Source organism: Sutterella faecalis, assembly GCF_006337085.1.
GTDB classification, from domain to species: Bacteria; Pseudomonadota; Gammaproteobacteria; order Burkholderiales; family Burkholderiaceae_F; genus Sutterella; species Sutterella faecalis.
In genome coordinates, this window is record NZ_CP040882.1 from 2182271 (window position 1) to 2204237 (window position 21967).

Genomic DNA, 21967 nt, shown 5'->3' on the forward strand with positions numbered 1-21967 from the left:
AAAATGCTCACCTATCTCCTCAGGCGGATCGCCTACGGCGTTCTCATTCTTTTCGGCGTCAATCTCCTTACCTTCGTCCTCTTTTTTGCCGTCAATACGCCCGACGACATGGCGCGCCTCAATCTGGGCGGCCGGCGCGTGACGGCCGACGCCATTCAATCCTGGAAGGCGGCGCGCGGGCTCGACAAGCCCCTTTTCTTCAATGGCGAAAAAGAAGGCGCAGAAAAGCTCACTGATACGATCTTTTTTGAAAAGAGCGTTCCGCTTCTCGCGCTCGACTTCGGCAGAAGCGACAGCGGCCGCGATATCGGATACGAGATTTCAACGCGCATGTGGCCGTCCCTTGCGCTCGCACTTCCGACCTTCGTTCTCGGCCTCATCGTGATGGTCTCCTGGTCGCTCCTGGTGGTTTCCTTCCGGCGAACGAAGGTGGAGGCGGCGGCGATCGGCCTCTCGGTCTTCCTCATGTCGATTTCCGGGCTCTTCTACATCATCGTCGGACAGTGGCTCTTTTCGAAAGTCATGCAGATTGCTCCCGTCTCGGGCTGGACGGACGGCCCGGGAATGATCGCCTTTCTCGTGCTCCCGGTCCTGATTGCGCTTTTCTCGCGCCTGGGGAGCGATACGCTTCTCTACCGCGCCATGTTCCTTGAGGAAATGGGGCGCGACTACGTCCGCACGGCGCGCTCGAAGGGGCTGACCGAGGGCGAGGTCTTAAGGCGCCATGTGCTTCGGAATGCGCTTCTCCCCATCATCACGTCGTCCGTTGCCGTGATTCCGATGCTCTTCATGGGAAGCCTCATCATGGAGAATTTCTTCGGCATCCCCGGGCTCGGGAGCTATACGCTTGACGCGCTCGGCGCGCAGGATTTTTCGATCGTCCGCACGATGGTGTTCCTGGGGACCCTCGCCTACATCGTCGGCCTTATCCTTACGGACCTTGTCTACGCGTGGGTTGATCCGCGCATCCGCCTTTCCTGACCGAGATTTCCCGAAGCAACCGAATCATGCTCCCCGTCATCCTTCCCACGGACATCGTCGCCTGGCTCCTCGTCGCATTTCTTGTCTGGGCCGTCTTTTTCGTGAGGCGCTCCGAAGACCTTTCCCGCCGCTGGCGGCGCGTCTTTGCGCGCCCTGCGGCCGCCGCTTCCGCCGCCATCCTCGGGGTCTTCCTTCTGACGGCGCTTGCGGACAGCGTGCACTGGCGGGACGCTCTTCCTCCGGCGCCGGGCGCGGCCGCGAATGCGCCCGCGGCTTATTCGGCGGAAGTGAAGTCGCTCCTTGACGTCTTCATCCTTGAAAAGCTCGGCGCCGCAGGGGATGAGCGAAGCTATTCGAGGCCCTTCGCGACGCATGAATTCGACCGCACGACCGTCATTCGGGACGGCAAGGCCGTTCGCGACTATCAGCCGCTCATCCATGCCGGAAAGCTTCCGCCCCATCGAACCCGAATCGTGGAGATCGCGCGTAAAACCCTCATTGCCGCAATTGCCGGAGGCGTGACGGCGATTCTCGGCTGGATTTTCCTCGGGCTCTTCGTTGCGCATCGGCGCGGGACGACCTTTGCCCACGCCATGAGAATCATCGGGAACCGCGACGGGACCTTTCTCTGGCGTCCGGCGCTTCTCACCCTCACGGTGTTCTGGCTCCTTTTCGTCTGGCTGCTTCTTGTCTGGCCGGGCTGGCACGTGTTCGGAACGGATGCAGTCGGAAACGACGTGCTCTACGAAGCAATGAAGAGCATCCGAACGGCCGTCGTGATCGGCACGCTCGCAACGCTCGCGACGCTGCCCTTTGCCGTGACGCTCGGCATCGCCGCGGGGTATTTCAAGGGGCGCGTGGACGACGTGATTCAGTACATCTACACGACCATTTCCTCGATTCCGAGCGTGCTCCTCATCGCGGCTTCCGTGCTCATGGTTCAGGTGTTCCTCGACAAGAACGACGGCTGGTACCAGACGAGCCTCGAGCGTGCTGATCTGCGCCTCATGCTCCTTGCCGTCATCATCGGCATGACGGGGTGGGCAACGCTCGCGAGGCTCCTGCGTGCGGAGACGATGAAGCTTTCAACGCTCGACTTCGTAACGGCCGCGAAGGCGCTCGGGGTCAGCCCCTTCGCGATCATGCGCCGGCACATTCTTCCCAACGTCATGCACATCGTGCTCATCGTGACGGTGCTCGATTTTTCGGGAATCGTGCTCTATGAGGCCGTCCTTTCCTATGTCGGGGTAGGCGTTGATCCGGCGATGCATTCCTTCGGCACGATGATCAATGCGGCGAGAAGCGAACTCTCGCGCTCCCCGATGGTCTGGTGGAACCTGGCGGCAAGCTTCATCTTCCTCGTTGCGCTGGTGCTTCCGGCCAATCTCTTTGCCTCTGCCGTGAGGGATGCGTTTGATCCGCGCGCCGTCGCCAAAAGCGCTCCGAACGAGCAAAAGAACCCGAAGGAGGGATCGTGAGCGAAAAGCCGTTGCTGTCCGTGAGGGACCTCTCCGTCGATCTGCCGCTCGAGGGCGGAACGCTCCATGCGGTAAGGCATGTTTCCTTTGAACTCATGCGGGGCGAAACGCTGGCGCTCGTGGGAGAATCCGGCTGCGGCAAAAGCATGGCCGCCTCCGCTCTGATGCGGCTTCTCCCGGAAGATGCGCGGACGCCGTCGGGGCGCATTGTTTTTGACGGGACGGAGCTTCTCTCCCTCATGGAATCCGAAATGCGCGCCTTCCGGGGCGCGCGGATCGCGTTGATTTTTCAGGAGCCCGCCACGAGCTTCAATCCGGTGATGACGGTGGGCGCGCAGATTGTGGAAATGATCCGGGCGCACCGGCGGGTGACTTCCAGCGAAGCCCGGAAGGCCGCCATCGAGTGGCTACGGCGCGCGGGCGTGCCCGAGCCCGAGCGGCGTTTCAGCGCTTTCCCGCATGAACTCTCGGGGGGCCTCAAGCAGCGCGCGATGATTGCGATGGCGCTCTCGGCCGAACCCGACATCGTGATTGCCGACGAACCCACAACGGCGCTTGATGTAACCCTACAGGCGCAGGTGCTCGATGAGCTGAAGCGCCTCAAACGCGAACGCGGGCTCACGCTTCTTCTCATCACGCACGACCTGGCGCTGCTCCCCGGAATCGCCGATCGGGTGGCGCTCATGTATGCGGGCGAAATCGTTGAAACGGCGCCCACGGAGGACTTTTTCCGCGCGCCCGAACACCCCTATGCCCGGGCGCTCCTGAGAGCGCTTCCCAAAAGCGGAAACCGGGAGGAGAGGCTTCACCCCATTGAGGGAACCGTGCCGCTTCTCACTCGGATTCCGGAGGGCTGCGCCTTTGCGCCCCGCTGTCCCTATGCGGAGAGCCGCTGCAGAAGCGAGGCGCCCCGGGAGATATGGAGGGGCGACCGCCGGGGCACCGTACGCTGCCGGCGCGCGGGCGGACTTGCAGAGGCAGAATCCCGGGCTACCGGCGAGGCGCTCTCGGAGAAATCCGACAAGGCGGCGGACGAAGCGCTTCTCGAAATCCGGCATCTTTCGGTGAAGGTGAACCCGAGGAACATGCGGGAAAAGGCGGCGGAGCTCCTCGGAAAGGCGCGGCCCCGGGTGATCCTTCCCGATCTCAATTTCGAAATTCGCCGCGGCCGCACGCTCGCGCTCGTCGGGGAATCGGGGAGCGGAAAGACGACGGCCGCGCTCGCGGCACTGGGGCTTCTCGGGAGCGGCCTTCACGCTGAAGGGACGGTTTTGCTTCGCGGGGAAGCCTTTCGTGCGGATGCGCCGAGGCCGATCCGTTTTCGCCGAGCCGTACAGGTGGTTTTTCAGGATCCCTTCTCGTCGCTGGATCCCCGCATGACGGTCGAGGAGCTTCTCGGCGAGGCGTTCACCGCCCTATGCCCGGATCTGAAGGGCGACGCTCGAAGCGCCCGCATCGGGCGGCTTCTTGACGAAACGGGATTGCCGGCCGGAAGCCGCACGCGCTATCCGCATGAATTTTCGGGCGGCCAGCGCCAGAGAATCGCGATTGCGCGGGCGCTTGCCGCCGAACCCGAAATTATTCTTCTCGACGAACCCACGTCGGCGCTTGATGTGTCCGTGCAGGCGCAGATTCTCAATCTCCTGCTGGGGCTGCAGAAGGAACGGGGGCTGTCGTACCTCCTGATCACGCACAATTTCGGCGTGGTCGAATATCTCGCGCACCGCATCGCCGTGATGAAGGCCGGCCGGATTGTGGAGGAAGGTCCGGCCTCGCAGGTGATGAATTCGCCGCAGGATCCCTATACGCAGAGGCTCCTCGCGAGTGTGCCGAGGATAAGGACGTCTTAGCTCTGCGAAAAGAGCGAGGCGTTTCCCGGCGTCGTCGGGGGCGTGAGTCCGAAGTGCTGCCAGGCAAGGGGAGCCGCCACGCGTCCGCGGGGCGTTCGCTGCAGGAACCCCTGCTGAATGAGGTAGGGTTCGACCACGTCCTCGAGCGTTTCCCGGTCTTCGCCGATGGCGGCCGCAAGGTTGTCGATGCCGACGGGGCCTCCCGCGAATTTTTCAAGGATCGTGAGGAGAAACCGCCGGTCGATGAAGTCAAGTCCCACCGGGTCGACGTCAAGCATCGTGAGGGCCGCTGAAGCCACTTCGCGCGTGATCGTGCCGTCGTGCTTCACTTCCGCATAGTCGCGCACGCGCCGCAGAAGGCGGTTGGCGACGCGGGGCGTGCCGCGGCTTCTGCCGGCGATTTCGGCCGCTCCCTCGGGGGCGATCGCGACATTGAGGAGCTTCGCTGACCGCCGCACGATCGTGATGAGCTCGTCCTTGTCGTAAAACTGAAGCTGGTTGACGATCCCGAAGCGCGCGCGCAGCGGGTTAGTGAGCGAACCCGCGCGGGTGGTGGCGCCGATCAGGGTGAAGGGCGGGAGATCGAGCTTGATCGAACGCGCGGCGGGGCCCTCGCCGATCATGATGTCGATCTGATAGTCCTCGAGCGCCGGATAGAGGATTTCCTCCACAACGGGCGAAAGACGGTGAATCTCGTCGATGAAGAGCACATCGTTCTTTTCGAGATTCGTGAGGATTGCCGCGAGGTCGCCCGGGCGTTCGAGCACGGGGCCCGAGGTCTGCCTCAGATTCACGCCCATTTCAGCCGCGACAATGTGCGCAAGCGTCGTCTTGCCGAGGCCCGGAGGCCCGAAAAGAAGAAGGTGGTCGAGCGGCTCCCCGCGGCGGCGGGCGGCTTCGATGAAGATCTGAAGCTGCTCGCGCACGGCACGCTGGCCGACGTAGTCGGCGAGCTTCGTCGGGCGAAGCGCCCGGTCGATGTTCTCTTCGTTGGGGCTTTCGCAGGCGCCTTCGATGATGCGGGTATCAGAGTCGGACATGGATGGAAGAGCGGAAATCGTCGGTAAATTCTGGATGCGGACAGTCGATCACTGAGCCCGGAGAAGAGGCTCATCTCCGATCGGCAGGCGGTCTCTATTATTTCGGGTGGTCTGAAAGGATCGAATAACGATCTCAATCATTTTGTAATTGTTGCACAAACGAAAAATGCATTCACTGTCATTAAAGTTACACATAAAACCAACAGGACGCTTCGCCGCAGTATAGCAACCGCACGGAGAGTCTCCATCTTCGTCATCCAAGTCCTGACAACTACCGGTTTACGCTTTGCGGATGTCGCCTGATAATCGAAAGAACAGGCGGTTTTCAGAGGAGGCTGGCATGAGCTCCGCTCCTATTCGCAATCGAGCGCTCGAGAGGAGCGCAGACGACGCGCTGCGGCGCATTTTCGGCTTTATAGCGTTTTATTCGCTTTTCATCTTCTTGGGCCTCCTGGTTTTGACTGCCGCCTGCGGCCTCACGTGGTGGGTCCTGGGGACGCTCATCCCGGCTCTTCTCCATCATCTCAAACTGGTGGTGCTCCTCCTCGTGATGCTTGCCGGCGTCTGGGGCGTCGCGCTTCTGGTCGGCGGCATTCTGATTGAGCCGCTCTTCCGGATTGAGAAGTCGAGCCCCGAGACAGCCCGGATCGTGACGAAGCAGGATGCGCCGGAGTTGTTTGAACTGATCGAGGAAACGGCGCGCGAGGTCGGCACGTCCATGCCGAAGACGGTCTATCTCACGCCGGAAGCGGACGCCTGCGTGTTCTTTGATGCCTCTTACTGGGGCCTCTTCAAGGGCGCCGAAAAGAATCTGAGCATCGGTGCGGGGCTCATGGCGGATCTGTCCCGGAGCGAATTCAAGGCCGTGCTGGCGCATGAATTCGGGCATGTCGCGCAATCGGCCATGCGGTGCGGATCAGCCGTCTGGATGCTGAATCAGATGATTGATCTGCTCCTTTCAAGCCGAAGCCGCTTTGATGGGCTCATTGACGCATGGGCGCAGGCGGATTCGAGGCTCTGGCGCCTTTTCGGGAGCGCTGCAAAGCGGCTCCTGCGATTCATCCGCAGCCTTGTGCTCAAGCGCTGGCTCAGAGTCAGAAAAGCGGATCTTTCGCTTTCCCGTCAGATGGAATTTGATGCCGACGCGGCCGCAGGCCGCACAGCCGGCATCGGGAACACGATTTCCATGCTCGCGAAGCTCCCGGTGCTCTCGCGCAGACAAACGCTCTGCGGCCGGCTTCTTAATGAGTTCTGCCGCGAGAAAGGCGAACTTCTCACGGACTTTTGGGGAGCTTATCGGTCTCTTGAAAATCTCTTTGAGCGCAATGACGGGGTCAGGCTCTCAGCCGCGCAGAAGCTCGCGGCGATACCGGCGGGCTTTGAGGGAAGCGACGCACGGCTCTCGCTCGAAGACGTCTGGGATACGCATCCGGCGATTGCTGATCGAATCGAAGCCCTCCGGCGGCTTGAGGGCGGCACGGCTGAGAATGCTGTTCAGGAGGCCGGTTCGGACGCTCCGGCCATGTCTCTCATTCCTGCTTTTCTGGCGCGGGCGGTGGGTGCGGAGGCCGTTTCAGCAGTGATGAGTGCTGAGCCGAAGAGGACCGCGAAGACGAATGAATCCCAGGAAACATCGCAATTTGCCCTCTGGGCAGCAGGCGAATTTGCACGCTATATCCCGCCGATCTCGCTCGCGCCGTACATTGATCGGGATCTCGTTGAGTTTGATTTGTCAAGGGCGATAGAAAACGCACTGGCAGCGCCGCAGCCGGATCCATTCGTTCCAGCCAACGATGCGGATGTCCGGCAGTATGCCGCTGCGCTCGAAGACGCCAGCGTTCTGCACGATATCCTGCTCAGCCGCCGCGAAGCGGAGGCGCTCCGCTACGGCTCCATCCGGCTCGTGGATTTGCATTCGAAGAACCTCGATGAGGCGCTGTCGCAGCCGCTGGCATTGGCCGAGGAGCGGCTTCAATCGCTCGAGCCGCGCGTCAGAACGATTGACGAAGCGGTCTTCAAATGGCTTTATTCGCATGAGAAGCCGGCTGACCGCGGTGCGGTTGCGCGGGCCTACTGCGACATTTTCTATGCGCAGAGCTTCCTTTCCTCGGCGGACGCGCTTGCGGATCGCGGGGAGCGCCTTCAGGCCTGGCTCGACCGTGTGAACGAGCAGCTTCTCGACGCGAAAAAAGCGGAGGCGGAAGTCTTCATGAAGGAAACGTCGGCCTTGATGGACGACGTAACGGCATTGCTGCCCTACATAGACTGGGACGCGCTCGAAGACGTCGAAGATGCCTCCGGATTGGAGGAACTGCGCCGGACGGCCGACACTTTCGTCGCCAAAGATGAGAAGGAAGCCGAAGAAACCGTGGAAACGCGAACGCTGACCTCATTCGCGCAAAACATCGTGCATCTGCATGAAGCCCTGAGGCTAGTCGCAAGAGGCTTCATCGCGGATCGGGTCTATGAGCTCAGAGCTGCAGGGCCGGACATGGCCGGGCCCGGCAGCACGGGGAAAGAAGCGTAATCGTTTGGCCTTGAGGACCTGGAAACGCTCCCGGCGGCAGTTACCGCGACAGCGACTTGAGGGCGAGCCGGATGCCTTCGGAGACGCCCGTGTCTTCGGGCACGCGCTTTGCGGCGGCCTGCGCCTCGCGGTCGGAGTAGCCGAGCGCAATGAGGGCGGCTGCGATGTCCGCACGGGCGCTGCCTGGAGCCCCCGCCGGAACCGAAAGCGTTCCGCCCGAGAGCTTTCCCTTCAGTTCAAGAATGAGGCGTTCCGCGGTTTTCTTGCCGATCCCGGGAACGCGCGTGAGGAGTCCCGTTTCGCCTGATTCAATAGCGCTCGCAAGCTGATCGGCCGTCATTCCGGAGAGAACGGCGAGCGCAATGCGGGGCCCGACGCCCGAGACGCGGATGAGCGTGCGGAAGGCTGTCTGCTCAGCCTTCGTGGCAAAGCCGTAAAGGAGCTCGGCATCCTCGCGCACCACGAGGTGCGTGAAGAGCGTCACGTCGCCCCCGAGATCGGGAAGGTTGCAGAAGGTCGACATGGGAACGTCGACCTCGTAGCCGACGCCGCCCACATCCACGAGAACCTGAGGGGGATTTTTTTCAATGAGTTTTCCGTGAAGGCGGCCGATCATGGCTTTTCTCCTTTTTTGGCGAGAAGGCTCGTCCAGGCGGCGCGAGCGCCGCGCCCGGAGGCGCCGCGGCGCGCCGTGGCGTAAATGCGGCTGGTGCCGCCGGATTTCTCAAGCGCCCGAAGGCGATGCATGCTCGCCGAACAGATGGCGCAGGCAAGCGCATCGGCTTCGTCGGACCGAGGCGCTTCATCGAGCGCAAGAAGACGCATCACCATTTCCTGAACCATCAGCTTGTCTGCGCGCCCCGATCCGGTAACGGCCTGCTTGATTTCGCTCGGCGTGAATTCCTCCACGCTGAGGCCCGCGAGGTCGGCCGCGCAAAGCGCTGCGCCTCTTGCCTGACCGAGAAGCAGCGTGCTCTGCGGATTCACATTGACGAAGACGCGCTCGCAGGCGGCCTCCGTCGGCGCATGACGCGCGATGATCTGAGTGAGCTCGCGCGCAATGGTCCCGAGGCGCTCCGCCGTTTCTCCCTTCGGGACATCGATCACGCCGGAGGCGAGGCGGCGGCAGGAAGCGCCTTCCGCCTCAACGATGCCCCAGCCCGTATGGTTGAGGCCCGGATCGATGCCGAGAATGCGGATCATCGCGGATTATTTCGGCATGCCGGGGAAGCCGCCCCCGAAGCCGGGGAAGCCCCCGCCCATGCCGGGAAGGCCTGAGCCGCCGAACATCCGCATCATGCGCGAAAGCCCGCCCTTCTTCATGCGCTTCATCATGTCCTGGGTCTGCTCAAACTGCTTCAGCAGGCGGTTGACTTCCTGGACCGGCACGCCCGCGCCCTGCGCGATGCGCTTTTTGCGGCTTGCCTTGATGAGTTCGGGCTTTCTTCTTTCCTGAGGCGTCATCGAGTCGATGATGCCGAGCGTGCGCTTCAGGCTCTTCTGCACGTCTTCGTCGTTCACCTTGCTCGCGGCCTGCTGGAACTGCGCGGGCATCTTTTCGAGGATCGAGGAGAAGCTCCCGATATTGCCCATCTGCGCGAGCTGCGCGCGGAAGTCCGTGAGGTCGAACCGGTCGCCCGTGGAGAGCTTCTTCGCGAGCTTCTGCGCTTCGGCAATGTTGATCGACTTCGTGACGTCCTTCACGAGGCCGACGATGTCGCCCATGCCGAGGATGCGCGAAGCCATGGCTTCCGGGTCGAAGGGCTCGAACCCCGTGAGCTTTTCGGCCGTGCCGATGAACTTGATGGGCTTGCCGGTGATGAAGCGCACGGAGAGCGCCGCGCCGCCCCGGCTGTCGCCGTCGGCCTTCGTGAGCACGATGCCCGTGAGCGGCAGCCGCTCGTTGAAGGCGCGCGCCGTATTGACCGCATCCTGGCCGAGCATGGCGTCGATCACGAAGAGCGTTTCGGCGGGCTTGAGGAAAGTGTTGAGTTCAGCCACTTCCTGCATCATTGCTTCGTCAATTGCAAGGCGGCCCGCCGTATCGACGATCAGCACGTCGTAGAAGCGCCGGCGGGCTTCGGAAACCGCGCGCGACGCAATGTCGAGGGGCTTTTCGCCCACCGTGCTCGGGAACCAGTCGGCGCCCGCCTGTTCGGTGACGGCCTTCAGCTGATCAATAGCGGCAGGACGGTAGACGTCGCAGGAAACCGTCAGAACCTTCTTTTTCTGATCGGTGACGAGCCAGCGGGCGAGTTTGCCGGCCGTCGTCGTTTTGCCAGCGCCCTGAAGGCCCGCGAGGAGAATCACGGCCGGCGGCTGCACGCGGAAATTGAGCTCGCGCTCCTCGGGCGGGAGGTCGCCCCCGATGATCGCGGTGAGTTCGCGCTGCACGACGCCGACCAGGGCCTGGCCGGGGTTGAGGTTTCCGACCACCTCTTCGCCCATTGCCTTTTCCTTGATGCGGGCGAGAACTTCCTTCACGACGGGAAGCGCAACGTCGGCTTCAAGGAGCGCCAGGCGCACCTCGCGGAGCATGTCCTTGGTGTTGGCTTCAGTAAGGCGCGCCTGACCGCGCATTGTCTTGACGATTTTGGAAAGACGCTGGCTGAGTGAATCGAGCATGGAGATGTCGGCGGGTGCCGCGTTGTGGCTGGCGTCTTCGGAAAGACCGCTCTGGAATGCCGGTGCACGGGAGCCCCCTGAAGGGCGACCGGAGCATTCAAATTCAGCGCTTGGTAAGGCGCAGCCTTAGAATGAACAGACACTGACCCGGAACTCTAATTTCCAATATAGAAAAGAGGCTCAACGGGTCAGAAGCGAACGCATTATTTTAGAAGAGCGCCGCGTTCTTTGCGCCCGGGCGGCTCTTCCTCGGGAAATTTTTCTATTGCGAAGCTCCAAATGTCAGTTCTCCTCATTTCCACCGGATTTGCCGCGCTTCTCTACCTTCTGAGCGGCATCTGCATCGTTACCGCGATGAAGAAAGGCGCTGACGCGAAGGCGTCGAGCCTTCTGCGCTGGCCGGTGCTTCTCGGCCTCATTCTTCATGGATACGCCATTCAGGGAGAAATGTTTCAGTCCGAAGCCGTGCATTTCGGGTTCGGCTACGCCGTCTCCGTGATGTTCTTCTTCGCGGTGATCATTCTTCTCATTGAATCCTGGGTGCACCGTCTGCACGGACAGTTCGGCATCGTCCTTATTGCGGCCGCCTTCGGCGCCATCTTCCCGGTGCTTTTCCCGGGGAATGCGCTCCCCGCGGCGGACTGGACGCCTTTCTTCCGCTTCCACCTCCTCGCTGCGCTTGCCGCCTACAGCTTCATGACGATTGCGCTCGTGCACGCCGTGCTGATGTACATGCAGAACCGGCACCTGAAGGCGCCGGGCGACGGTGCGGGCTTCATTGACTCGCTCCCCGGGCTCGTCGTAATGGAGCGGATCTTCTTCCGGATCGTTGCCTGCGGGTTCCTGCTCCTTACCTTCGTGCTCGTGAGCGGCGCCTGGACGACGAAGGAAACCTACGGCGTCTTCTTCCATTTCGACCACAAGATGATCCTCACGTGGATCTCCTGGGTCGTTTTCGGCATCCTTCTTCTCGGACGGTGGCTCGCCGGCTGGCGCGCGAAAACGGCGCTTCGCCTCTTCTGGGCAGGCTTCCTCGTCTTCGTTATCGCCTACTTCGGCTACAGCTTCATTCTGGAAGTGTTCTGATATATCGCCATGAGCCGCATTCTTTTCTTTCTCGGCATCTTCATCGTGATTGCCGTCGCCTGGTCGATCAGCCGCCGCCGGCAGTCGCTTTCCATCAAGGAGCGTGATGAGCTCGAGGAGCTCAGGCGCAACGAGCGCGGCCGCAAGAATGCGCAGGCCGTGATCGGCGAGCCCATGGAAAAGTGCGAGGAGTGCGGCACCTACTTCCCCCGCCGCGAGGCGGTGCGCCGCGGCGCGCACATCTACTGCTCGGCGCGCTGCCGCGACAAGGCTTCAAAGCAGGAATAAGGCGTGAAGGAAGCAGGAAATCCTCCCGGCTGGCTCGAGGGCGTTCATCGCCGCTCGAGCCCGTTTTTTGATGCCCGCCCGGACGGCACGTCGATTTCCGTCGTCGTCATCCACTTTATTTCGCTTCCTGCCGGTCAATACGGGGGCGACGAGGTGGACCGGCTCTTTACGGGTCGCATGACGCCCGACTGCCCCGACTATGAAGATCTGAAGGGTCTTCGCGTCTCATCCCACTTCTTCATCCGCCGCACGGGCGAAGCGATTCAGTACGTCAATGTTTTCGACCGCGCCTGGCACGCGGGACTCTCCAACTTCCGCGGACGAAATGCTGTGAACGACTTCTCGGTCGGGATTGAGCTCGAGGGCTGCGGCGAGGAGCCCTTTGAAGATGCGCAGTATCTGGCGCTCGAAAAACTTCTGAACGCGCTCTCGCAGCTTCTCCCGCTTCGCTATGCCACGGGACATGAAACCATCGCGCCCGGGCGGAAGAACGACCCCGGTCCCTTCTTCGACTGGGAGCGCCTTCGCGCTTCGCTCCCTCCGGGCATGTCCGTTGCCATTGCGCCCGAAGACTGCAGCCGTGAGATGATTGAAGCGCGCATGAGAGAACTCGCACGAGGTTAGGCGGTTCCTTAGGCATAGTGCATAATGGGCGCACCTCAATCATCAAACGGATGCGTTGCCCATGCTTGGTTCCGTTCTTCAGTACGTGCTCGGTATTGTTTTCGGCTTTTTCGGGGCTCTCCTGCTCCTGAGAGCATGGCTCTACTATTGGGCGCTTTCGCCGAGGCACCCGCTTTGCGAGCTGACCCGTAAAATCACCGACTGGCTGGTCGCTCCCTTGTCGAAGGCGCTGAAGCCGAAGGGCGGCATCGACTGGGCTTCCGTCGTCGCGGCGTTCTTCACGGCCATCATTGCGGTGCTTCTGCACCGCACGCTCGGGCATCTTCCGGCCACGCCCGTGGGGCTTCTCATTGCCCCCTTCGCCATGCTTCTGCGCTGGGCGCTCGAGATGATTTCCTGGGGCGCCATCATCTGGGCGGTGCTCTCCTGGGTCAACCGCGGTCATCCGATGACCTATACCCTCGAGATGCTCCTCAACCCCTTCCTCGCGCCCATCCGGCGCATCCTCCCCACGTTCCGCGGCATCGACTTCTCGCCCCTCGTGCTCATCGTTATCACGAACGTGCTCCTCATGCTCGTCGTGCCTCTCTCTCGCGGCTTCATTCTCCTTTGAGGCCAGTCGTTTTGTCGAGGAGTCTTCCATGTACAAATGGAGTCCCAGATGAGCACGGACTGCGTGCGGCCGGATGTCTGATCTCCTTTCAAAACCATCATCAGTGAGGGAATGGCGGATATCGTGCAGCAATCGCCGGGACTTTCCATAGGCATTTCAACCTTTGCAGCGCTTCGCGCAGAGCAGAAGGTTTATGTCGACAAGACGTCGTTCGTAGCGGAACTGGCCGCTTGGCCGGCGCAGAAAATTCTGCTCGCAAAAGAGCGGAAGGCGAAGTGGTGGAGCTCGGATGTCCCAATAGAGAAGTTGCGGAATCGATCGGCAGGAAGGTCCTGCCAGCCTAAACAAACAGGCGGCACGAAGACGCTGTCAGAATCCCGCAGCGCCCCACATCCCTTCATAATCTTTGCGCACGCCGTCGAGCGTCAGCGGATAGTCCTGGGCGCTCGGAGACGCGACTTTCCTTGCGGCGACAATAGCGCCGATGCGGGCGCTCGCAACAGGATCAAGGCCGCGCGCGAGCCCGTATAGGAATCCTCCTCGCATGGCGTCGCCCGCGCCGACAGGATTCTGCGCGGCAACCGGCAGCGGTTCAACAGGCACGGCTCCGCCCGCTCCCGGGAGAAAGAGGCTCGCTCCGCGGCTTCCGTGCGTGCGAAGGACAAGCTTTCCTGTCCGGCCAATGGCTTCGGAGGAGAGTCCGGTCTTCGCTTCAAACCCTTCCGCCTCAAAGTCGGAATAGGCGATTCCGAAGGAGCGGGAGAGAAGGCTCTCGAGTTCCTCGGCAGAAAAAAGATTGAGTTCCTGACCGACATCGAAAAGATAGGGTATCCCGCGGGAAACGCATTCATTCGCCGCGTTGAGCGTTGTTTCCTTCCCGCCGGGAGAGAGGATGGCAAGCTTCGGGCGATGGTCTTTCCCCTCGCGCCGGGGCCAGGGGACTTCCCGGGAGCGTTTCATGGCGCCCGGATGGAAGACCGCCAGCTGGGACCCGAGGCTGTCCGTAAAAATCACGCACTGGGCCGTGTAGACATCGGGGAAGCATTGGAGCCCTTCCGTCGAAATCCCGAAGGACCGGAAGCGCGCGAGATAGTCTTCTCCGTCCATGCCGAGCGCGCCCCAGATCACGGGGTCTCCGCCGAGGCGCTTCATGGCAAGAGCGATGTTGGCGGCGCAGCCGCCGAAATCGCGCCGCATGCTGCTCGCGAGGAACGTGGTATTGAGGTTCCTCAGGTCGCCCGAGAGCTGACGAGCAAATTCGCCCTCATGGGAGAAGATCGTGTCGTAAGCGACGGACCCGGTGATGAGAACGCTCATAGGCCAAGGGAATCCGCAGAAATCGGACGAACCGTGATGCCGGCCGCTTCGTGCGGGAGCGCTTCCTTAAAGGCGATGGCGGTGCGGACGGATTCGCCTGCCGGGAGCACCGCAGGCTTCTGCGGGAAGCCGTATTCGGCAGGCTCCAGCACGCGGGAAGCGAGCGTGTCGCCCGCCGGATCGAGAAGCTTGATCTCAAGAACCGGAAGCTGCTGCGGGAGTGCGGAGGCGTTCGTGAGGGTTACCTGCGCGGTGGGTCTGAGGAGCCCCGACTGAGCATCCGCCTCGAGCGAGGCTTCTGCGCGGAATGCCTTCACATCCGCCCAGACGAAGCCCGGGCAGGGCAGCTTCGTGCAGACGTTTTCGTAGACGGGCCTCAGGAACGGTGCCTGCGCGAGCACGAAGCCGTGCATCATGAGAAAGGCGCTTGCACACGCGACGGCCAGGAGAATCAGCACCAGGACCGCAAGGAGGAACGAGCGGAGGGGTGAGCGCTTCGGGACGTAGACGGCTGCGCGCGGATCGGCATTCGGCTGCGCATCGTCGGAGAGAAGCGGCGCATCCGGCACGTTGTCCTCAGGGAGATCGGTGCGCTTTGCCTTTTCAAGCATGGCCTCGTCGAGCTTTTTGTCGGGAACGACGACGCTCTCGGCGGTCTCCGCGGGGAAAATCTGCCCGCACGCACCGCACCGGTATTCGGGGGCGGCTTCCTTTATGCGCCAGAGCGCGCCGCAGGAGGGACACTTGATGACCTGGGCCATGATGCTTATGCCTCCGCCTGCGTGCTGCGGGTGCCCGCGAGGCACACCCAGCCGTTTTCCTCGCGCCAGAGCTTGAGCGGAAGTCCGGGATCCGCAGCCCGGTAGGCGGCGATGACTTCGTCGGCCTGACGGGCAAGAATGCCCGAGAGAACGAGGCTTCCGCCCGGGGCGACGCGTCCGAGGAGCGCTGGCGCAAGGAGCTTCAGGGGATTGGCAAGAATGTTGGCGACGACGACGCTGAATTCGCCCTCCGGCATGGATTCGGGGAGATGGAAGTCCGCTTCGCAGCCGTTTCTTTCCGCATTGTCGCGGGCGGCTTCAACCGCCTGCGGGTCGATGTCGGTGCCGGTCACGCGGCCTGCGCCCAGCTTCTTCGCGCCGATTGCCAGAATGCCCGTGCCGCAGCCGTAGTCGAGTACGTTGTCGGCGGGTTTGAGATTCTCGTCGAGCCAGTTGAGGCAAAGGCGCGTCGTCGGGTGCGAACCCGTGCCGAAGGCGACGCCCGGATCCAGACGGATGATGACGGCATCGGTCGCGGGGGGCTCGCTCCAGGAGGGGACGATCCAGAGCCGGGGCGACACGTGCGAAGGCTGGAACTGCGCCTGAGTGATGCGCACCCAGTCCTGGTCCTCGACGTCGCTCGTTTCAAGAAGCTTCGGGGCTTCGCACCCGGCCTGCGCGACCGCAGCGTCAAGCGCCGCCTGGAAGTCGAAGCCGTCGGCGGTCAGAACGGAGATGATCGAGCGCGGCCAGGCCTGCGTCTGAGGCTCGAGACCCGGCTCGCCGTAAAGCGGCTGCTCGTCGGTGCTGTCGGCATCGGCGTCCTCGAGGGCGGCAGAGAGCGCGCCGACATCAAGAAGCAGATCAGAGATTTCCTCAGCGGATCGTTGGTCGGCGAGGATTCGGTATTCACGCATGACGGATCTTCCGGTAGGCCGGTTATTGGTGCCGGCTAAAGAAACGAAAAAAAGAGAAGCGGAGCCGGTAAAACGGCTTCCGCTTCCGCAGGATTCTAAATGAAGGAAGGATCCGAAGACTCAGGGTTCCTTAAAGGAGCTTGTTTTCCGCGAGCCAGTCGCGCACGTCCGGGTCGTTCCGGCTCACGCCGCCGTAGGAGAGGAAATGCGTGCCGAGCCTCACGCCGGGAAGGAGCGACTCGAATTCCGAGCGCACTTCCATCAGACCGCCTCCGCCGTGCGTGCTCATCGTGAGGACGAACTTCTTCGAGAGATCAACGGTCTCCATCCAGGTCTTTAGGGGCTGCGCGGGGCGGTGCCACCACGTGGGCGTTCCGAGGATCACGACGTCGTACTGATCGAGATTGATGCCGAGAGGCTTGATCGGGCGCTTCACGTTCTTTTCGATTTCCTCCTTCACGACTTCAGTCGTGGCGCGGTACTCGTCCGGGTAGGGCTCCACCGTTTCAATGTAAAAGAGGTCTGCCCCCGTCATGTTGCGGACGGCTTCCGCCACGCTTCGGGTGTGTCCGGTTCGGGAGACGTAGACGACGGCAATGCGGGGCTTCTTGTCGGCGGCGGAGACCGCAAGCGGGAAGAGACCGGCAAGCGCGATGGAGCAGAGATCGCGGCGGGTGATCATGACTGAAAATCCTCCAGACAGAAGAAATGTTCTGATGTGATGGAAAAAGTCTAGAAGCGTCATCTGTTTCAGGATTGGCAGAAACTCCCCGGCGCTTGCCTGATCCTGTCGATTTGCTAAAAGAAAAAGCCGGCAGTAGAGATGCTGCCGGCCTAAAGACTTTCCAAAAGCGCTTTCGATCAGGCGACGCCGCCGTCCTTACGCTTTCTCAGCTTTTCCTCGAGGTAGTGAATGCTCGTGCCGCCGCTCGCGAAGCGTTCGTCGGCAAGGAGCAGGCGATGGAGCTTCACGTTCGTCTTGATGCCCTCGCAGGCGAATTCGGAGAGCGCGATCCGCATGCGGGCAATGGCCTGCTCGCGGGTATCGCCGTAGGCGATGAGCTTTCCGATCATGCTGTCGTAATAGGGAGGAACCGTGTAGCCCGCAAAGACGTGCGTGTCGATGCGGATTCCCGGGCCGCCCGGAAGGTGCCAGGCCGTGATCTTCCCCGGGCAGGGCGTAAAGGTGAAGGGATCCTCGGCATTAATGCGGCATTCGATCGCGTGCCCCCGGAATTCGAGGTCGCGCTGCTTGAAGCGCAGGCGCTCGCCCGCGGCGATGCGGATCTGCTCGCAGACGATGTCGACGCCCGAGATGAGTTCCGATACGGGATGTTCGACCTGCACGCGCGTATTCATCTCAATAAAGTAGAACTCGCCGTTTTCGTAGAGGAACTCGAACGTGCCCGCACCGCGGTAGCCGATGCGGCGGCAGGCTTCAACGCAGCGGCTGCCGAGCTTTTCAATCGCGCGGCGGGGAATGCCGCAGGCGGGAGCCTCCTCGAGCACCTTCTGGTTGCGGCGCTGCATCGAGCAGTCGCGCTCGCCTAAGTAGACCGCATTCTGGAAGTTGTCCGAGAGAACCTGAATTTCAATGTGGCGCGGATTTTCGAGGAACTTTTCCATGTAGACGGTGGGGTTCCCGAAAGCCACGCGGGCTTCCTCCCGCGTCATGCTGACGGACGTGAGGAGCGCGGCCTCCGTGCGGACGACGCGCATGCCGCGGCCGCCGCCGCCGCCCGAAGCCTTGATGATGATCGGGTAGCCGATCTTGCGGGCGATCTTGACAATCTCTTCAGGATCCTCAGGCAATGCGCCGTCGGAGCCCGGAACGCAGGGGACGCCCGCTTCCTTCATGGCCTGCTTGGCGCTCACCTTGTCGCCCATGAGGCGGATGGTTTCGGCGCGCGGACCAATGAAGGCAAAGCCCGAGCGCTCCACCTGCTCGGCGAAGTCGGCGTTTTCCGAAAGGAACCCGTATCCGGGGTGAATCGCTTCGGCGTCGGTTACTTCCGCCGCGGAAATGATGGCCGGGATGTTGAGGTAGGAGAGCGAAGAGGAGGCGGGTCCGATGCAGACGCTCTCGTCGGCGAGACGCACGTACTTGGCGTCGGCGTCTGCGGTGGAGTGCACGGCAACCGTCTTGATGCCCATTTCGCGGCAGGCGCGTTGGATGCGCAGGGCGATTTCGCCGCGGTTGGCGATGAGAACTTTTCCGAACATGTGGGTCTTTCCCCGTCGTCCTTATTCCAGAATCACGAGGGGCTGACCGAATTCGACGGGCTGACCGTTCTCAGCGGCGAAGGCCTTGACGACGCCGTCCTGATCGGCTTCAACCTCATTCAAAAGCTTCATGGCTTCGATGATGCCGATCACCTGACCCTTCTTCACATGGTCGCCCACTTCGATGAAGGGCGCAGCGCCGGGCGAAGGCGCACGGTAGAAGGTGCCGACCATCGGGCTCGTGATGGAAAGCGCGGCCGAGGGTGCCGGAGCGGCGGCAGGCGCGGGCTCGGCAGCAGGCTGAGCGGCGGCCGGAGCGGCAGCCTGAGGCTGGGGAGCGATGGCAATCGTGCTCTGCACGGGCTGCGCAGGGGCGCTCGTACGATTGACGATGCGCACGCGATCCTCGCCTTCCGTGATTTCCAGTTCGGCCACGCCGCTTTCGCTCACGAGGTCAATGAGTGTCTTGAGTTTACGCAGATCCATATTTTTGATGACGGGTTGGTTGCAGAGGACGAGCTTGAAGGGGCCGCAGGGGAAAGCGAGCGCGAGGCGCGCCCTCACTTTCCGGATTCCGGCCCGCCAAAGAGAAAAAGGCCGCGTCCGCGGCCTCAAAATTCTCTAATGAATGCTCATCAGCGGACAAATTATTCTAATTCTGAGGAAACGGCATTCACCTTGTCAAAGGTTTTTACACATGCCTTCAGTCCTTTCTTTCGGGAAATTGCCGCTATCGGATTGGAAAACGGGCATATTTCCGGAATTCTGGAAACTCAGAATGATCCGCTTCGCAGTTTATTGATTGAATGGTTCTCCGGAATGCCCTTAATGAGCTAATCCTTTTCTTCCGGAAGGATGACATTCCGGGTATTTTCCGAAGCAGAGCGTCTCGAGCTCAGCCGGGCCGGCACTCCCGAGCGCTTCGGCTTCCTGCTGCCAGTCGTCCGGTTTTTCCGGCGCGGGGAGCGTCGTCCCGAAGGGGACGATGCGGATGAGGATCTCCTCGCCTTCCATCTCCGTCAGGAGCGTCAGGGCGTCCTTACGCCTGCGCATGAAGGCGGTCGGGTAGGAAGCTTCAAAGGGTTCGGCCATGAGCCCCGCATTGAGAAGCGTAATCGCGGCATCCTTTTCGCTTTCGCTCCGGGCGACGGTTTCGGGAAGCGAATTTTCCGTGGCCGCGCCCGAGAGCACGACGCCCACAAGCTTCAGATCGAGGTCGGGCACGCGCCGCATGAGGGAGAGCGCCGCACGGCGCTTTCTGAGCAGCGTTTCCGCATGGGCTTCAGGCGCAAACAACGCCTGCCAGCGGCGGATTTCGGTGGCGACGCGCTTTTCCTCCGGGGTGCAGCCGTAAGCCTCTCTCGCCGCTCGGAAGGCTTCCTTCCATGTGCTGAGGTCGGCGCAGATGAGGCGTGCGGCAAACGCCGCGGCCTCCTGGCTCTGGCGGTCTGAAGATTGGGACATGGAAGAACCTGCGCGAAAAAAGAAGTCCTGGAAACATTGCATTCTAAGAGGAAGAACGCAGCCGTCCGGCGGATGGGCGAAAATGCGCGTCAAAGAAAAATTCTCTTCAGCGAGAGGCATAAATGCATATTCATATTCTCGGCATCTGCGGCACCTTCATGGGCGGCGTCGCGCAGCTCGCGCGCGCGGCAGGCCACCGCGTCACCGGGTGCGACCAGAATGTTTATCCGCCGATGAGCGACGCGCTCGCTGCGAACGGCATCGAAATCACCCAGGGATACGGCGCTGAGCAGCTTGAGCTTTCGCCCGACCTTTGGGTCGTGGGGAATGCCATTTCCCGCGGGAATCCGCTGCTTGAAGCCATTCTCAATGCCGGGCTCCCCTATACATCGGGTCCGCAGTGGATGAGCGAAAACATCCTTCAGGGCCGCGAGGTGCTTGCCGTTGCCGGCACGCACGGGAAGACCACGACCACGTCGATGCTCGCCTGGATTCTGAAGGAAGCGGACTTCCGCCCGGGATACCTCATCGGGGGGCTGCCCTGCTGGGGCGAAAAGTCCGCCGAGCTCGGCGACCTTTCCGCACCTTTTGTCATTGAAGCCGACGAATACGACACGGCCTTCTGCGACAAGCGGAGCAAATTCGTGCACTACCGCCCGAGGATCGCGATTCTCAATAATCTCGAATACGATCATGCAGACATCTTCCCCAATCTCGCGGCTATTGAAACGCAGTTTCATCATCTCGTGAGAATCATGCCGGGCGAAGGGACGGTGATCGCGAACGCCAGAAGTCCGGCGCTTGACCGGGTTCTGGCGCGCGGCTGCTGGTCGCGGCTTGAGCGCTTTGATGCGGATTTCGGCGCGGAAAACGGGTGGTCCCTTTCCGAGGGCGGCGAAGCGGCGTTCGAGGGCGAGGCGGTCGGCCATATTGAGATTGCCATGCCCGGGCGCTACAACGAACTGAATGCGCTTGCGGCCGTGGCTGCGGCGCATGCTGCCGGCGTTTCGCCCGAGGCGGCGATTGAAGCGCTCAAGCGCTTCCCCGGCGTTCATCGCCGACAGGAAGTGCGCGGCGAAGAAAACGGCTGCGTCGTCATCGACGATTTTGCGCACCATCCGACAGCCATCCGCGAGACGATCGAGGGCGTTCGCTCGAAGTATCGCGGCCGGCGCGTGCTTGCGGTGCTCGAGCCCCGGAGCAATACGATGAAGCTCGGCACCATGAAGGGCGAGCTCGCGGGTGCGCTCAAGGACGCGGACGAAATTTTCTGCTTTGCGGGCGCGGGCGTGCGCTGGTCGCCCGAGGAAGCGCTCGAGGCGCTCGGAAGCCGCGCATTCGTAACGCACGACTTCAATGTGCTCGTTGACACGGTCGTGGCGGAAGCCAAGCCCGGGGATGTCATTCTCTGCATGAGCAACGGCGGCTTCGGCGGCATTCACGGGAAGCTCCTCGCGAAGCTCGCCGAGAAGTCGCTCCGCCTTCAGGGATTCCGGGGTCAGAGGAATGACTGAAATTAAACCCCTCGTCATCTATCTCCACGGCTTTCTTTCCTCTCCCGGTTCGGCCAAGGGCCGGGAGCTCCGCGAGGAGGCTCTGGCCTCAGGCTGGGATTTTCTCGCTCCCGACCTCAATCTCTCGCCCCGGGAGGCTGACCGGCTCCTGACCGGCCTGATGGATTCGATTTCAGAGGAGAGGCGCGGGCGAACCCTGGTTCTCGGCTCCTCCCTCGGGGGGTTTTATGCGCTGAGGCTTGCGAACCGCTTTGCGCTTTCGGCGGCTGCGGTCAATCCCTGCCTCAACCCCTGGGAATTTGTTGCCGGGCAGACGGGCGAGCGGGAGGTTTACGGGACTGGGAGAAAAGTGTTCGTCATGGACACGTTTGCCGGGGAACTTCTCGCTTTAAGCCGTGAAGTTCCGCCCAGGCCCCGGGATCCCGCGGATGCGCTCACGCTCCTCTCCACGGCCGACGAGGTGCTCGATTACCGGCTCGCGAGAAAGGCGCTTATGGAGTCGCCCGCGATCCTATCCGTCGGCGACGACCACAGAATGCAGCGCTTCGCGCGCTATCTTCCTCACGTCAGAGCCTTCTTTGAAAGACGGATGGCGGCAAAAGTTCGGGCACAATAACGCCCTCAGGAAATTTCAAAGCATTTAGTTTTTCCGGCGTTCA

General features: G+C 61.9%; 21 protein-coding genes. 10 read left to right on the forward strand and 11 right to left on the reverse strand.

Going from position 1 to position 21967, the window contains the following annotated elements; genetic code table 11:
• Positions 1–3 precede the first annotated feature (3 nt).
• From FG381_RS09225 to FG381_RS09235, 3 genes are read left to right on the forward strand one after another with little or no spacing between them, the layout of a single operon-like run.
• On the forward strand, positions 4–981 hold the full coding sequence (locus FG381_RS09225) for an ABC transporter permease (RefSeq protein WP_139688527.1): 978 nt from the start codon (positions 4–6) through the stop codon (positions 979–981).
• Positions 982–1007: 26 nt separating this feature from the next.
• A complete protein-coding gene (locus tag FG381_RS09230) occupies positions 1008–2459 on the forward strand; it encodes an ABC transporter permease (protein WP_139688528.1) in 1452 nt (483 codons plus the stop codon).
• Positions 2456–4309, forward strand: a complete 1854-nt coding sequence (locus FG381_RS09235) for a dipeptide ABC transporter ATP-binding protein (RefSeq protein WP_226960219.1) — start codon at positions 2456–2458, stop codon at positions 4307–4309. The genes FG381_RS09230 and FG381_RS09235 overlap by 4 nt, the downstream gene beginning before the upstream one ends.
• On the opposite strand, the gene ruvB is transcribed toward FG381_RS09235, so the two are convergent.
• On the reverse strand, positions 4306–5349 hold the full coding sequence (ruvB, locus tag FG381_RS09240; RefSeq protein ID WP_139688529.1) for a Holliday junction branch migration DNA helicase RuvB: 1044 nt from the start codon (positions 5347–5349) through the stop codon (positions 4306–4308). The genes FG381_RS09235 and ruvB overlap by 4 nt on opposite strands.
• 340 nt (positions 5350–5689) lie before the next feature.
• Here ruvB and FG381_RS09245 point away from each other — a divergent pair, with 340 nt between their 5' ends.
• Complete coding sequence (locus FG381_RS09245) at positions 5690–7876, forward strand: M48 family metalloprotease (RefSeq protein WP_165697860.1); 2187 nt, start codon at positions 5690–5692, stop codon at positions 7874–7876.
• Between the two features lie 40 nt (positions 7877–7916).
• On the opposite strand, the gene ruvA is transcribed toward FG381_RS09245, so the two are convergent.
• The 3 genes from ruvA to ffh are packed head-to-tail and all read right to left on the reverse strand — an operon-like array spanning position 7917 to position 10501.
• Positions 7917–8492 carry a Holliday junction branch migration protein RuvA gene (gene ruvA / locus FG381_RS09250; protein ID WP_139688531.1) on the reverse strand — a complete coding sequence of 192 codons (576 nt, stop codon included), beginning with the start codon at positions 8490–8492 and terminating at the stop codon, positions 7917–7919.
• Positions 8489–9076 carry a crossover junction endodeoxyribonuclease RuvC gene (gene ruvC, locus FG381_RS09255; RefSeq protein WP_374042042.1) on the reverse strand — a complete coding sequence of 196 codons (588 nt, stop codon included), beginning with the start codon at positions 9074–9076 and terminating at the stop codon, positions 8489–8491. The genes ruvA and ruvC overlap by 4 nt, the downstream gene beginning before the upstream one ends.
• Before the next feature lie 9 nt (positions 9077–9085).
• Entirely contained in the window at positions 9086–10501 is a 1416-nt protein-coding gene (ffh, locus tag FG381_RS09260) for a signal recognition particle protein (protein WP_139688533.1), read from the reverse strand.
• A 279-nt stretch (positions 10502–10780) separates the two neighbouring features.
• Here ffh and FG381_RS09265 point away from each other — a divergent pair, with 279 nt between their 5' ends.
• The 4 genes from FG381_RS09265 to FG381_RS09280 all read left to right on the forward strand — a co-directional run bounded on the left by FG381_RS09265 (position 10781) and on the right by FG381_RS09280 (position 13112).
• Entirely contained in the window at positions 10781–11587 is an 807-nt protein-coding gene (locus tag FG381_RS09265) for a cytochrome C assembly family protein (protein ID WP_139688534.1), read from the forward strand.
• A gap of 9 nt (positions 11588–11596) precedes the next feature.
• Positions 11597–11875 (forward strand): PP0621 family protein, encoded by a 279-nt coding sequence (locus tag FG381_RS09270; RefSeq protein WP_139688535.1) that lies wholly within the window; start codon positions 11597–11599, stop codon positions 11873–11875.
• A gap of 3 nt (positions 11876–11878) precedes the next feature.
• Positions 11879–12499 (forward strand): 1,6-anhydro-N-acetylmuramyl-L-alanine amidase AmpD, encoded by a 621-nt coding sequence (gene ampD, locus FG381_RS09275; protein WP_139688536.1) that lies wholly within the window; start codon positions 11879–11881, stop codon positions 12497–12499.
• Positions 12500–12560: 61 nt separating this feature from the next.
• On the forward strand, positions 12561–13112 hold the full coding sequence (locus FG381_RS09280; RefSeq protein WP_139688537.1) for a YggT family protein: 552 nt from the start codon (positions 12561–12563) through the stop codon (positions 13110–13112).
• A 369-nt stretch (positions 13113–13481) separates the two neighbouring features.
• On the opposite strand, the gene FG381_RS09285 is transcribed toward FG381_RS09280, so the two are convergent.
• From FG381_RS09285 to FG381_RS09315, 7 genes are all read right to left on the reverse strand, one after another.
• Positions 13482–14429 carry a carbohydrate kinase family protein gene (locus FG381_RS09285; RefSeq protein ID WP_139688538.1) on the reverse strand — a complete coding sequence of 316 codons (948 nt, stop codon included), beginning with the start codon at positions 14427–14429 and terminating at the stop codon, positions 13482–13484.
• Positions 14426–15190 (reverse strand): zinc-ribbon and DUF3426 domain-containing protein, encoded by a 765-nt coding sequence (locus FG381_RS09290; protein ID WP_139688539.1) that lies wholly within the window; start codon positions 15188–15190, stop codon positions 14426–14428. Before FG381_RS09290 ends, FG381_RS09285 begins: the two co-directional genes overlap by 4 nt.
• Before the next feature lie 5 nt (positions 15191–15195).
• On the reverse strand, positions 15196–16107 hold the full coding sequence (gene prmA / locus FG381_RS09295) for a 50S ribosomal protein L11 methyltransferase (RefSeq protein WP_139688540.1): 912 nt from the start codon (positions 16105–16107) through the stop codon (positions 15196–15198).
• A gap of 130 nt (positions 16108–16237) precedes the next feature.
• A complete protein-coding gene (locus tag FG381_RS09300; protein ID WP_139688541.1) occupies positions 16238–16789 on the reverse strand; it encodes a flavodoxin in 552 nt (183 codons plus the stop codon).
• Positions 16790–16968: 179 nt separating this feature from the next.
• Positions 16969–18330 carry an acetyl-CoA carboxylase biotin carboxylase subunit gene (gene accC / locus FG381_RS09305; protein ID WP_139688542.1) on the reverse strand — a complete coding sequence of 454 codons (1362 nt, stop codon included), beginning with the start codon at positions 18328–18330 and terminating at the stop codon, positions 16969–16971.
• A gap of 21 nt (positions 18331–18351) precedes the next feature.
• Positions 18352–18816, reverse strand: coding sequence for an acetyl-CoA carboxylase biotin carboxyl carrier protein (gene accB, locus FG381_RS09310; RefSeq protein WP_139689190.1), 465 nt, complete (start codon positions 18814–18816; stop codon positions 18352–18354).
• Between the two features lie 339 nt (positions 18817–19155).
• The gene (locus tag FG381_RS09315) at positions 19156–19794 is read right to left on the reverse strand and encodes a hypothetical protein (RefSeq protein WP_174857861.1); all 639 of its coding nucleotides are present in this window, start codon (positions 19792–19794) and stop codon (positions 19156–19158) included.
• 122 nt (positions 19795–19916) lie between these two features.
• On the opposite strand from FG381_RS09315, the gene mpl reads away from it, so the two are divergent.
• Entirely contained in the window at positions 19917–21308 is a 1392-nt protein-coding gene (mpl, locus tag FG381_RS09320) for a UDP-N-acetylmuramate:L-alanyl-gamma-D-glutamyl-meso-diaminopimelate ligase (protein ID WP_139688543.1), read from the forward strand.
• Positions 21301–21924 carry a YqiA/YcfP family alpha/beta fold hydrolase gene (locus tag FG381_RS09325; protein WP_139688544.1) on the forward strand — a complete coding sequence of 208 codons (624 nt, stop codon included), beginning with the start codon at positions 21301–21303 and terminating at the stop codon, positions 21922–21924. Before mpl ends, FG381_RS09325 begins: the two co-directional genes overlap by 8 nt.
• Positions 21925–21967: the final 43 nt, after the last annotated feature.